Source organism: 'Catharanthus roseus' aster yellows phytoplasma, assembly GCF_004214875.1.
Taxonomy (GTDB): domain Bacteria; phylum Bacillota_I; class Bacilli_A; order Acholeplasmatales; family Acholeplasmataceae; genus Phytoplasma; species Phytoplasma asteris.
Window position 1 is genome coordinate 169889 of the sequence record NZ_CP035949.1, and the last position, 13246, is coordinate 183134.

General features: G+C 30.3%; 7 protein-coding genes and 2 pseudogenes. All 9 read right to left on the minus strand.

All coding sequences use genetic code 11. From position 1 onward, the window contains the following. Nucleotides 1-34: 34 nt before the first annotated feature. Nucleotides 35-2503, minus strand: coding sequence for a phenylalanine--tRNA ligase subunit beta (pheT, locus tag EXT02_RS00785; RefSeq protein WP_130427474.1), 2469 nt, complete (start codon nucleotides 2501-2503; stop codon nucleotides 35-37). Next, on the minus strand, nucleotides 2490-3524 hold the full coding sequence (gene pheS, locus EXT02_RS00790; protein WP_130427476.1) for a phenylalanine--tRNA ligase subunit alpha: 1035 nt from the start codon (nucleotides 3522-3524) through the stop codon (nucleotides 2490-2492). Before pheS ends, pheT begins: the two co-directional genes overlap by 14 nt. A gap of 65 nt (nucleotides 3525-3589) precedes the next feature. Then, on the minus strand, nucleotides 3590-3943 hold the full coding sequence (locus EXT02_RS00795) for a hypothetical protein (RefSeq protein ID WP_130427478.1): 354 nt from the start codon (nucleotides 3941-3943) through the stop codon (nucleotides 3590-3592). A 155-nt stretch (nucleotides 3944-4098) separates the two neighbouring features. After that, nucleotides 4099-5775: pseudogene (asnB, locus tag EXT02_RS00800) on the minus strand (asparagine synthase B). A gap of 58 nt (nucleotides 5776-5833) precedes the next feature. Continuing rightward, nucleotides 5834-6614: pseudogene (locus EXT02_RS03210) on the minus strand (HAD-IIB family hydrolase). Nucleotides 6615-6997: 383 nt separating this feature from the next. After that, complete coding sequence (locus tag EXT02_RS00815) at nucleotides 6998-7204, minus strand: hypothetical protein (protein WP_130427485.1); 207 nt, start codon at nucleotides 7202-7204, stop codon at nucleotides 6998-7000. Between the two features lie 10 nt (nucleotides 7205-7214). Continuing rightward, nucleotides 7215-7505, minus strand: coding sequence for a hypothetical protein (locus EXT02_RS00820; RefSeq protein ID WP_130427487.1), 291 nt, complete (start codon nucleotides 7503-7505; stop codon nucleotides 7215-7217). A 197-nt stretch (nucleotides 7506-7702) separates the two neighbouring features. Beyond that, nucleotides 7703-10453, minus strand: coding sequence for a DNA polymerase III subunit alpha (gene dnaE, locus EXT02_RS00825; RefSeq protein WP_130427489.1), 2751 nt, complete (start codon nucleotides 10451-10453; stop codon nucleotides 7703-7705). A 906-nt stretch (nucleotides 10454-11359) separates the two neighbouring features. Next, nucleotides 11360-12895, minus strand: a complete 1536-nt coding sequence (lysS, locus tag EXT02_RS00830) for a lysine--tRNA ligase (protein WP_130427491.1) — start codon at nucleotides 12893-12895, stop codon at nucleotides 11360-11362. Between the last annotated feature and the right edge of the window lie 351 nt (nucleotides 12896-13246).

A 13246-nucleotide genomic window follows, 5' to 3' on the forward strand; every position in this document is an offset into this window, starting at 1 on the left:
ATACACTTAAAAAGCAATATTTTTTTATCTATTTTTATCTAATTTCAATATGAAAGTGTTTAATCAAATTAGAAGTAATTTTTTCCATACAATGTTCTACATCTTGTTTTTCTAAGTTTTTATCTAAGTTATTGAAAAAAAGTCTAAGGGCAAGAGAATGTTTTTCTTTGGTTGTAGGTATTTGATAAACATCAAATAATTCACATTTGATTAAATCAAAAGGGGTAGTTTGTTTAATGGTTTGTTCGATTTGATAAAAGGAATATTTGGTATCTACTAAAAAGGCTAAATCACGAATAACAGTAGGAAATTTAGGAATTGGTTGGAAGGTAAACGTTTTTGTAGTGTTAAGAATTTCATCCGTTAAAAAAAGTTCACAAAGAAAACTTTCTTTTAAGTGGTATTTGGTATTAAGTTGGGGATGTGTTTTTCCGATAACTCCTATTATTTGATTGTTAAATAACAAATCGGCTTGCATTCCTGGATGAAAATTACTATGTTGTTGTGTTTTTTGATAAGTAAGGGTAATGCCTAGAAAAGCACTAATTTTTTCAAGGATGCCTTTGGTAACAAAAAAAGAACTTGAAACATCTTGTTTGTGCCACAAGGAATTTAAGAAATGACCACTCAAAGCAAAAGCAAGACTTAATGTTTCTTGGTTGGGAAAATAAGTTTTTCCAATTTCAAAAAAAGCAGTATCAAAAGTTTGTCGTTTGTGCTGATAGCTTAAAACTTCTACTAAACTACTTAGCAAACTTTGTCTTAAAATCATTTTGTCTTGTGACAAAGGATTCATTATTTTGATAAAGGGTTTTTGAGGAGTAAAAGCTTCAAACATCTCAGAGCTAATTAAACTGTAAGTAATAGTTTCATAAAATCCTAAATTAACTAAGAGTTTGCGCAATTCTCTAATATTTTTTTGTTTTAAGGTTAATTTTCCTTGAGTAGGGATTTGAATTGTTTGGGGAGGTAATTTATGGCAACCATAAAGTCTAGTTAAATCAGAAATGATATCTTCTTTAATTTTGACATCATAACGACGTAAAGGAGCTTGGAGGTTTAATTGTTCGTTTTTGTTCTGTGGTCCTAAATGTTTGGATGTATGTATCTGATAATCTAGGTTTAATAACCAATTTTTGATTTGAGTAGGGCACAAAGAAACGCCAATTTTTCTTGTAACGAAATCAAGATTCAAAGAAATAGTAGGATTGGTACGGTTTTTTTGTTTTGTAATTACAGGTTGGTAAGTAATTTTGGCATCTGCTAAAGTGACTAAAAGTTGGCATGCTTTTTGAAAAGCTAAAGGAATAAGACTTTGGTCAATGCCTCTTTCAAAACGTAGGGAACTTTCAGTTTTAGTTTTGAGTTTTTGACAAGTTTGGGCAATAGTTTGGGGCGAAAAATAAGCAGCTTCAAGAATAATTTTAGTAGTTGTAGGTTTAATGCTACTTTCTAAAAGTCCTACAATACCAGCTAGAGCAATGGCTTTTTTGCCATCTGTAATAACTAAATCATTTTCATCTAAAACAAAATCATTTTGGTTAAGAGTTGTAATATTTTCTTGTGGTAACGCTTTTCTAACTTTGATTTGTTTGATGTTTTCAGAATCAAAAGCGTGTAGGGGAATACCGTATTCGATTAAAATTAAATTAGTGATGTCAACAACATTGTTGATTGGGTTGATGCCTGATTGTAAGAGGACGTTTCGCAACCATAAAGGAGAAGGTTTGATTTTGATGTTTTCCAGGATACAAGCGTTGTATTCATAACAACTGTCGTTTTCAATTTGGACTTTTAAAGGAGATTGAGGCAAGTTTGCAAAAAAATCGGGGTTTAATTGGGGGAGCGTTTTTGGGGTTGTTTGGTCTTCGCTGTTTTTTGTTTTGTAGTTGGTTGCTTTTGTTTCTTGATTGTTATTGGAACTTTGAGAAGACAAAACTGCTTTGAGATCTTTGGCAAAACCTAGGTGAGATAAAAGGTCACCACGATTGGGTGTAAGCCCTAATTCTAAGATAAAACAATCAAGTCCTAAAGGAATTAAAGCATTACTTCCCAAAGCAATTTGGTCGTTGGGGTCATCAAAAAGATAAATCCCTTCTTGTTCTTGGGGAGTTAAAAATTTGGTACTAATTCCCAATTCTTCCAAAGCACAAAGCATTCCTTCTGAAAAAACTCCATAAATTTTTTTGTTTTTAAGGGTGGCGTTGATTCCTTCCAAAAAAGAACCTTCTGAAGCTACAATAACTTTTTTGCCATTTTGTAAATTAGAAGCTCCACAAACAATTTTGACTACTTTTGTGCCGGTGTTAACTTCTACTAAATTTAATTTTTGGGAACCTTTAATTTTTTGAAAGTTAAGAATTTGCCCCACCACTAAATTAGTGTTTTTGGATAGGGGGAAAAAATTTTGCACTTCGGTAATATAATTGTTAGTTAAGGCAGAAATATTTTGGGAAAGGGGTTGGGAAAAATGGTTTTTTAAAATATTTTCAATAATTTTCATTGTTGGAGGTGTTCCTTGTAAATTGTTTTAAAAAGCGAATATCATTAGTATAAAAATGTCTAATATTGTCAATTTGATATTTAATCATAGCAATTCTTTCAATACCTATTCCAAAGGCAAAACCTTGATATTTTTCAGGGTCATAATTAGCGTTTTTAAGAACTTGGGGATGCACTAAACCAGCTCCTAAAATTTCTAAATATTCTTTGGTGCCATCTTTTTTGGTAATTACTAAATCAACTTCAATGCTAGGTTCGGTAAAGGGAAAATAAGACGGTCTTAAATGAATTTCTTGGGAAGTGCCAAATAATTCTTTGGTAATGAGTAAAAGAGTTTCTTTGAGATGGGAAAAATTAATGTTTTTGTCAATGACAAGTCCTTCGAGTTGCATAAATTGATGGCTATGAGTGGAGTCATCATCATCTTTGCGGTAAACTTTTCCAGGAGAAATAATTTTGAGGGGTCCTCCTTGGCGAGCTTTCATTTCTTTGACTTGGACGTTGGAAGTGTGGGTGCGTAAAAGTTTTTGGGGGTCAATATAAAAAGAGTCTTGCATTGCTCTTGCGGGGTGGCCTTTGCCCATGTTGAGCATTTCAAAATTATAAAAATCAGTTTCAATTTCGTTGCCTTCTTTAATTTCATAACCTAAAGATAAAAATAAATCTTCAATTTGTTCAATGATTTGATTAAGGGGGTGGGTGCTTCCTTGGAAAAATTTCAATCCTGGTAAAGTAGGATCAATTTCTTCTTGGAGCAATTTGGCGTTTAGTTGGTTTCTTTGTAAAATTTCTTTTTCTTTTTGTAAAGTTAAAATAATTTCTTGTTTTAAAACGTTAATTAATTTGCCTGCAACTGCTTTTTGGGCATGAGGAAGGCTTTTTAGCTCTTGGGTAAGTTCAAACAAGATGCCCTTTTTGCCTAAAAATTCTTTGTCTAAGGTCATTAATTGGTCTAAATCATGTTTGTTTTTTTGTAAACTGGTGTGAAATTGTGCAGTTAGATTTTTGATTTTCGTTTGCATAAAAATGATAACACTTTCTTTATTTTGGAAATGAAAAATATTGGGGTTGGGGTTAAAATTAAAAACTAAATTTGAATTATCGAAATAATGTTTCCCTTAGTAAGTAACGATAGCCACATTCCTAAGGTAGCTCCTAATAAAACTCCTAAAGAAACGCCAAAAGATCCTTTTTTTAATCCTAAAATAGTACCTCCTAAAAACATTCCTGCTACCATTGCTGTTAAATGTAGTTGGGTGGTTTTTTGGTAAATATCTGTTTGAGTAGGTTTACTTAAATAAATTGCTAATACAACAATGACAATAGAGTTAAAAATAATGCAATTGCTTAATAGTTTGCTACTTAAAAAAGGTTTTTTGGGTGTGTTAGTTTGGGGCAAATTGTTTTTTTTAATTAAGGCTTTTCTTGGTTTTTGGTTCATATAAATATCCTTTCTGGGATAAAGTTGTAAAAATTTGGAGTTGCAAAATGGGTGTTAGAAATGTTTGCAAAATTTGTTTTTTATTATTTGGTTCGCACAAAACAATTAAAAGCAAAAAATAAAGTTAATTTAAGTTGGGGATTGTTGAATAAAATTTATTTGTCCTTATAAGTTTCATTATGCACTCCTAATGCAGCGCCTCCTGAAGTGTCGTTTATTTGTTTAAAAGCTTTGTTCCATTCGATAGCTTTTGCAGTACAGCAAGCAATTGAAGGACCACCAGGAACAAGACTTATTGCACTTGGCAAAGGAAATAAGGTTTAAAAAATTTCGCGATACATGTAGCCTTCTTTGTTTGTAGGAGTATTGTAAGGGAAACGAACATAAGCATTTTTTAATTATGTATCTGTGATTTTGTTTTGGGCAAGTTGTTTTAAAGCATCAATCCAACTGTAGCCTACTCCATCAGAAAATTGTTCTTTTTGGCGCCATACAATCTTTTTGGGTAAATAAGATTCAAATGTTTGTCGTAGAATATGTTTTTCTATTTTGCCATTTGTGCCACACATTTTATCTTTGGGATTAAGTCTCATAGCAACATCTAAAAAGTTTTTTTCTAAGAAAGGCACTCGCGCCTCTACTCCCCAAGCACTCATTGTTTTGTTGGCTCGTGCACAATCATATAAATGTAATGAAGCTAATTTACGGACTGTTTCTTTGTGGAATTCTTGATCATTAGGGGCTTTATGAAAATATAGATAACCTCCAAAAATCTCATCAGCACCTTCACCAGAAAGAACCATTTTGATGCCCATAGCTTTAATTTTGCGAGCCATTAAATACATAGGAATTGATGCGCGAATAGTTGTAATATCATACGTTTCAATGTGATAAATAACATCTTTTAAATCATCTATGCCTTCTTGAATAGTAAAATTAATTTCATGATGGACTGTTCCTAAATGATTGGCTACTTCTTTGGCAGCTTTAAGATCATGAGAGCCTTTAAGACCTACAGCAAAATAATGAAGCGAAGGGAACCAAGCCTCTTTTTTACTTGATTCTTCTATGCGGTGTTTGGCAAATTTTTTAGTGATTCCAGAAATAATAGAAGAGTCAAGACCACCAGATAAAAGTACGCCATAAGGAACATCAGACATTAAATGTTTTTTTACTGATTCTTCAAGAAAATTGCGTAATTGGGTTGTGTTGGTTTGGTTGTTGTAAACATTTTGATAATCCATCCAATTGCGTTTATAATATTTCACCATTTTGCCAGATTCACTAGATAAATAATTTCCTGGAGGAAAAATAGAAAGGGTTTGGCAAATGGGAATTAAGGCTTTCATTTCAGAAGCTATATAAAAATTTTGGTTAAGGTCATATCCCATATAAAGTGGAATTATTCCCATATGATCGCGTCCTATAAGATAGGTGTTTTTTGTAAGATCATATAAAATAAATGCAAACATTCCTTGTAATTCATCTAAAAAATTAACACCTTTTTCTTGATATAGTGCTAGAATAACTTCACAATCTGATTCTGTTTGGAATTCGTATTTATCTTTGTATTGTTGGTGTAAATCTAGGTGGTTATAAATTTCTCCAGAAACTAAAAGTACTAAGGTTTTGGTTTTATTATAAAGTGGTTGAGCTCCAGCATTAACATCTACAATTGATAGTCTTTCGTGTGCTAAAATGGCTTTTTGAGAGGCAAAAATTCCTGACCAATAAGGTCCTCGATGACGCATCAAACTGGAAAGTTTAAGAGCTTGGTCACGCAACATTTGTGGATCGGTTTTAATATTTAGTATTCCAAAAGTTGAACACATTTTATTCTCCTTTTAAACGCATTGAAAACACATTTTATTTTTTCTTCGATAAAAAACTTCATAACAAATTATAATCTTTAAAAAAATCATATAAAGCGTTTTTTTCGATTTGAGGAGCAGTTAAATTGGCAACTTTGTAAAGAGTTTCATAATGAGTATTTGCCATGACGATTCCTATATCTGCAAATTGAAGCATTTCAAAATCGTTGCAACCATCTCCCATGCAAATTAATTGGCAGTCTTTGTGGTCTTTCATAATTACTTGGATACCATAAGTTTTATTAACTTGTTTGGCACTTAAACTTACAACACTATTTTTACAATAATAAGCGTGGAGTTGTTCAAAATCTTTTAAAAAATCAACAACAATGGAGGTATTTGGATGGAATAAATTAATTTTGTAAATAGGTTTTTCTAAATGAAGATTGCTTTTGATGGGATTTTTTTTGCAACATTGCATTATCAAACAAACTTTTAGAATCAGGATCTGTTGTTTGGGTTATGCCCTTTTCTTCTAAACTGACATTGAGAACTATGATTCCTTTTTTTTGGGCTTGGCAATTTAGTTTAATTACAAGTTCTTGGGGGATGCAAGTTTGTTGGACGATATTTGTGGCTTTACAAGTAATAGCTCCATTTAGAACAACAAAATACTTAAATAAAGAAGTAAGTTCCTTTAAAACGCTTAAACCTTTGTAGTTTCTTCCTGTAGCAATTCCTAAAATATTATTGGGGTTTTGCGCTAGGGTTTGTAAAAGTTTTGTGATTTGTGAAGGAATTTCTTTGGTTTTGCCGTTGTATAAAGTTTGTTCAATATCAAAAAAGAATAGTTTTTTCATATTTGTTCCTTTATTCCTTGATATATTATAATCAAAAGATAACTAATTAATGCAAAAATGATGAAAAAAATAAATGACATAAAATATTATACAAATCAAATATTTTTATTTTGTCATAAATAAACTTTTAAACTTTGGTATAAATAAAAGCATTTCCAAAAATCACTTTTTTGATAATAAATTTTTTGGGCTGATATGCATTTGTTTTTTTGATATTCAAAAGGATTGTCAAAAAAGATTTTAGCTAAACGATGAAAAATAATTTCTGCTCCCTTTTTGCCAACTTCAGGATGTAAAAGGTTTTGGAATAATCACAAATTTTTAAATGCAAAAGAAAATGTTCTAATAAATTAAAATACACCAAATTAATGCCTTTTTGGTATTCAAAAGGGTGGTGTTTGGCGTATTTGGGATTTGATAATCCTCTTTGCTTGATATTCTTTTATGTGGTGTATTTCTAAGCCTTCAGCTGTTTTTTTGATATTTGAGTTAGTTTGAGTAAAACTTGCATCCATAAAATAAGAGCCACTTACTAAACCGTATTTTTGTTTTAAAAAAGTTACTGATTGATCGTATGTTAAAAGCATCATAATTTAAATATCAGTTATTTTTTTGGTCTTGTTGTAATTTATCAAAAATGGTGTGAATGTCTTGTAAATGTTTTAATATATTGTTGCATTTATGATTGGAGTTCCAAAGAAATTTCATCAAAAAGAAATTATTTATTTTTTTTAATTCACAATAAATGGCATGATAAAAATAAAATGTTTGCATCCATAAACTGATTTTTTCTGATAAAAAGACAATATTTTTTTTGATGTTGACTTTTTGTTTAAAATGTATTGCGCAAAAAATGATTACTAATATTGTTACAATTAATAATTTATTCATTTTTATCCTCTTTTATTTATTTTTATTGATTGTGTGATTGTTTAAAAAACAGATTTAATCAAATTAAAAACAAAAAAATGAAAAGCAAAGCAAAAAATATGAAAAAGGCAAAAGGAGCAAAATATAGAAATATAATAATTTTAAATAATTTAATAATGTGTTTATATTTACAATAATTTTGAATAATAAAATAATATTTAAGATTTATTTTTTTGATTAATTAATAAATTATGAAGTCCAAAGCCTAATGTTTTTTTTTGTTTAATGACAAGTTCTTTTAAAGGTAATTCGGGGTGTATTTTAGGTTCGTAATCCGAATATGGATAATATTTAACTTCTTTTAAATCTTTGTTTTTTTCTAAAGTATTGCGGTTTAGCCCCATTTTATCAAGGGTGCCTGCAAAAATTAAATTAGTTAATAAAGGTTCGGTGAGGAAAGGAAACAATTGTTGTTTAAAGGTTTTAAAAGAATAATAAAGGGGCATTTGGGTAGTTTTAGTTAATTTTTGGTGTTCTTTAATTAATTTTTTTTGTTCTTTCATTAATTCTTGGCAAAAAGCAACATTTATTCCTTTAATAATAGTTAGAGGCAAAAATAATTTATTGTCTTTGAAATAATATTTATCTTGGCTACTAAATATATGGGGTGGTTCTATAATGATACCTTTTTGGATAACTTCTTTGAGCAAAATTTCTGTCTGGGTTGCATCTCCAATAGCATCATTTAATAAAGTAATTACAAAAGCAATAAAATGATTAGCTTTCAAATAAGCCATACGATAACTAATTAAAGAATAAGCGACACTGTGACTTTTGTTAAAACCGTAATTGGCAAATTTTAAAATATAATCATAAAGTTTGTTAGCTATTGTAAGGTCGCGTCCTTGTTCTTTGCTTTGGGCAATGAAGTTGTTTTTTTCTTGCAATAATAAATCTTTTTCCTTTTTGCTAATAGCTCTTCTAAAAAGGTCTGCTTGGGCAAGACTGTATTTGGCAAAGACAGCTACAATTTGCATAATTTGTTCTTGATAAAGAATAATGCCATAAGTGGGTTGGAGGATAAAATCAATTAAGGGGCTAAAAAAAGTGGTAGTTTTTTGATGGCGGTTTTTTAAAAACATATTAAAAGAATCGAAGGGCCCTGGTCTATTTAAGGCAAGTAAGGCAATTAGGTCTTCGAACTTTTGGGGCATCATTTTTTGTAAAAAGATTTTGGCATTATAAGATTCTAATTGAAAAATCCCTATTGTTTTTCCTTGTTGCAACAGCTCGAAAGTTTTTGTGTCGTTTAAAGGGATTTTAAAAAGACCAAAATGGGGATTATTTTTTTGAATGGCTAAAACCATTTTATTCATCAAAGTAAGACTTCTTAATCCTAAAAAATCTATTTTGAGAAGTCCGATTGATTCAAGAAAAGAAGCTTCCCATTGGGTTTGTTGTAAGTTATTATGAGTGCCTTTTTGTAAGGGAATAATTTGATCAAGGGGCATTTGGCTTAAAATAATTCCTGCTGGATGGGTTCCTGTAAACCGTGGTATTCCTTCGATATAAGATGCCATTGTAAGTAAGTTTTTCATTTGCAAATCCAAAGTTTCTTTTTGATAAGTGCTTTTTTTATCCAAATATGCCAAAACGCGTTTAGTTTGGAATTCCCTTACTGTGGGCATAAATTTAACTAATTCATTGATAATGGCTTTTTGGCTTACAAATCTACCAAAAGTAATAATACTTGCTACGTGTTTGGTGCCGTACTTTTGACAAACATATTGAATAATTAAATCTCTTGTATTGTCTGGAAAATCAAGGTCAATATCTGGCATAGTTTTTCTTTGAGGATTTAAAAAACGCTCAAAAATAAGGTCATATTGTAAAGGGTCAATCTCTGTAATTTGTAAACAAAAACACACCAAAGAACCCGAAGAAGAGCCTCTACCAGGACCTACTAAAATACCTTGTTTTTTGGCGTATCTTACAACATCACCTACAATTAAAAAATAATTGTCATATTCCATATCAGCTATAATTTGTAATTCTTGATCTAGCCTTTGTTGGTATTTGGTATATTTAGAGTTTTTAAAATCGATGTATTGGTGCAAACCTTTATAAGAAATTTGTTTTAAGTACTCTTTGGCAGTTATTTTTTGGGGTTGTAAAAAATCAATAAAGGAAGGCAACAACATTTTTTGTGGTAAATAATTTTGATATTTAATAGAAAAGATTAATTTTTTTAAATAAGCAAACATTGCTTTATGTGTTTGGGCGTTGTATGCGCTATCAAAATTATCTTTGGTTAAAAAAGATAAATCAGTTTGGTCGTCGTTTTTTTTATTTTCCATTTGTGCAAGTATTTGATAGGTTGGTTGGGCTTGAAAAGTATCATAGCAAGTTTTGTTAATTGGTACATAAGGAATTTGGAAGTGGTTTGCAAAATCAATGATGTTTTCAGAAAGTAATTCCAAAAAGGAGTTTTGATAAGAAATACCTAATACAAGTTCGTCAAATATTTTTTGTAATTGAGTAGCTATTTGAAAAAATTTATCTTTTTGGTCGCGAAAAAACATATCATCAAAAAAGGGATTTTCTCCAGGAATCAAAGCAAACAAATCTTTACCTAAATGAGCAATTTGATTTAAGGTAATTTGGGGTGTTTCTTCATTTTTAATAATAGTTGAAATTTGAATTAAATTTTTGATTCCTTGGTCGTTTTTGGCATAAATTAAAAGTGTTGCTAGTTGATTGTTGTGCAAAAAATTTATTTTTAGTCCTAAAATAGGTTTGATTTGATAGCTATGGCATAATTTTAAAAAAGTTGGCATGCCATATAAATTATCATCGCTCAAAGCAACAAAATCATAATCATTTTCTTTGGCTTTTTGTACCAAAGTTTCTAAAGAATTAAGACTTTGTAATAAGCTATAAAAACTTTGCAAATAAAAAACGCCTCTCATAATTGCACTTCCTTGCTGGCTGAAAAATAAAAGTATTGTTGTTTTGGATGTTTGTTTGTTTGGATGTTTGTTTGGATTTTCTAATTTTATTTATTTTTTGTGATTTGCAAAAACTTTATTTATCTTCCCAATCTGTTTGGAACTCTTTTTCCCAATTTTCTTCTAATTCGTCTTCCCAATTTTGGCTTTGCCAATTTTGCAAATTTGGCGAACCATCCCAGTTTTTCTGTCTAGTTCTTGATGACGACGAATTTATTATTGCATCTCTTTGTTTTGGTTATGCTTGCGAACCATCTTTTAACCCAAAAAGGTATAATTTTTTTAATACCTAATCGAGAATTTTTTAAATCTTCGATACTATGAGTGTTATTGCAATAGCCGTATTTGGATAAATCAATGTCTTTTTGATAGACATATATTAATTTCTTTGGGCCATTTTTGAGGTAAAAAGGTTTTTTTTGAATTTTGCAAAGAACACAAATAATAACAAAAAGAAGGGTAGTTAATGCAAACAGGAAAAGAATCGGGGAATTTTTCTTTGATATAATTTTGGACTTGTTCGGCTGAATCTAGATAAATATCGTGAACTTTGGGTTTTGGGAATGTTGCATTATGATTTGAGTTTGGTATTTTGGCAAAAGTAAAGTTAGTTAAAAAATAAACTCCACAAATTAAAATTAAGTAAAAAAATGTAAAAATTGCTCCTAAAATAATTATAATTGTCTTTTGTTTAATTTTTTTTATCCCTTCGGTTGTTTTTGCAACACAAAATATTTAATTATCATTAACCCATTTTATATAAAATATTTTTTACCCTTTTTTATTTTCGGATTTTTGGGCTTTGGTGATTTGGAGATTTTTGCTTTTGGGAATAATTTATTTTTGGCTTGCTTGTTTTTGCTTGCTTTATTCGTTATCGTTATTCGTTAGGACTTTATTTGCTGTTTTATTTTGACTAAATTTATTTTGATTTTTACAATGTGGAAATAAAATAACATCACGAATATTTGCAGTATCGGTTAAAAGCATAACCAAACGATCAAGTCCCATTCCAAGACCACCAGTTGGAGGCATGCCATAATTAAGGGCGTTTAGGAAATCATAGTCCATGTCATTGGCTTCGTCGTTGCCTAATTGTTTTTGTTGTAATTGATTTAAAAAACGTTTTTCTTGTTCGATAGGGTCGTTAAGTTCGCTAAAAGCATTAGCAAATTCCTTACCTACAATAAAAAGTTCAAAACGGTCAGTAAAGCGAGGATCAGCTTCGTTTTGTTTTGCCAAAGGACTTATTTCCAGTGGATGTCCGTAGACAAAAGTAGGTTGAATGAGAGTGTTTTCTACGTATTTTCCGAAAAAAGCCTCAATGATATGTCCTTTACTAAAATGGGGCATAACTTCAATTTGGTGTTTTTTTGCCAAAGAAAGGCATTGTTCCAAGGTAAAATTATCTGTAAAATCAATTCCTGTTTTTTCCTTGATTGATGCAACCATACTTACTTTTGCAAAATGGGAAAAATCAATTTCTTGGTTTTGGTAAGTAAATTGCAACTTGCCAAACAATTTTTGGGCCAATCCTTGCAAGCATTGCTTTGTTAAATCCATAATATCTTGCATATCAGCATAAGCCAAGTAAGCCTCAATAGTGCTAAATTCGGGATTATGTGTGGCATCAATTCCTTCATTTCTGAAAAGACGTCCGATTTCATAGACTTTATTCATTCCACCAACAATTAATTTTTTAAGGGGTAATTCGGTAGCGATTCTCAAGTAAAAATTATAATTAAGAGCGTTGTGATGAGTGATAAAAGGTTTGGCAGAAGCGCCTCCCAAAGTTGGTTGTAAAATAGGAGTTTCTACTTCTAAAAAGCCCTGATTATCAAAAAAATTTCTAATGTATTTCATAATCAAACTGCGAGTTAAAAATACTTGTCTTGTTTTTTCGTTTACGATTAGATCAACATAGCGATTTTTTCTCATCTCTTCGCGGTTTTGCAAGCCATGAAATTTGTCAGGTAAAGGTTTTAGGGCTTTGGTAAGATGAATAAATTCCAAGGCTTTAATGGTTAATTCTTGCGTTTTGGTTTTAAATAAAAAACCTTTGATTCCTATGATATCTCCTAAATCACAATTTTGATAAATCTGAAAAGCATCTTTGCCCACTAAATCCAGTTTTATATATGCTTGCATTCGGAAATTAAAATCTTGTAAATGCAAAAAACCTGCTTTGCCTTGTCCTCTTTTTAAAACGATTCTGCCAGCTACACAAACATTGATTTGTGATTGTTCGAGAGCTAGACTATCTGCTTTTTGGTATTGCAAAAGAATTTGTTCGATGGAATGAGAAGGGACAAATTTTTTTCCAAAAGGATCAATGTTTATTTTTTTTAATTCATTCATTTTTTGATGTCTAATAATTTCTTGTTCGCTTAATTTTGTTGCCATTTATATGCTCCTTGCATCATTTAATTTTTTTAAACATTTAACCTTTATTATACCAAAAAAACTTGGGTTTTGGTGATGTTTTTGGAGGGGTTGGGGTTTTTTTGTGGGGAAATGCAATTTTTTTTATTTGGTGGTTTGAAAAAGCAAAAAAAGTTAATTAGTTTGGATAAAATAAAAAAAGACACTCATAAAGAATGCCTTTGGGTTGGTAATTGAATTTTACAAAATTAAAATTGCTTTTTGTTTTTGATTGATGAATTAAAATTTGAAATCAAAATAGTTTTAAAAGAGATGATTTGCAAAAAAAGATAATTTTTAAAAGGATGTTTTTAACAAAATAAGTAAATATTA

What these genes read in the sequence shown, in the direction of transcription:
- EXT02_RS00815 (WP_130427485.1), bottom strand. Translation starts at nt 7,204, where the DNA reads ATGATGCTTTTAACATACGATCAATCAGTAACTTTTTTAAAACAAAAA.
- pheS (WP_130427476.1), bottom strand. Translation starts at nt 3,524, where the DNA reads ATGCAAACGAAAATCAAAAATCTAACTGCACAATTTCACACCAGTTTA.
- EXT02_RS00795 (WP_130427478.1), bottom strand. Translation starts at nt 3,943, where the DNA reads ATGAACCAAAAACCAAGAAAAGCCTTAATTAAAAAAAACAATTTGCCC.
- dnaE (WP_130427489.1), bottom strand. Translation starts at nt 10,453, where the DNA reads ATGAGAGGCGTTTTTTATTTGCAAAGTTTTTATAGCTTATTACAAAGT.
- pheT (WP_130427474.1), bottom strand. Translation starts at nt 2,503, where the DNA reads ATGAAAATTATTGAAAATATTTTAAAAAACCATTTTTCCCAACCCCTT.
- lysS (WP_130427491.1), bottom strand. Translation starts at nt 12,895, where the DNA reads ATGGCAACAAAATTAAGCGAACAAGAAATTATTAGACATCAAAAAATG.
- EXT02_RS00820 (WP_130427487.1), bottom strand. Translation starts at nt 7,505, where the DNA reads ATGAATAAATTATTAATTGTAACAATATTAGTAATCATTTTTTGCGCA.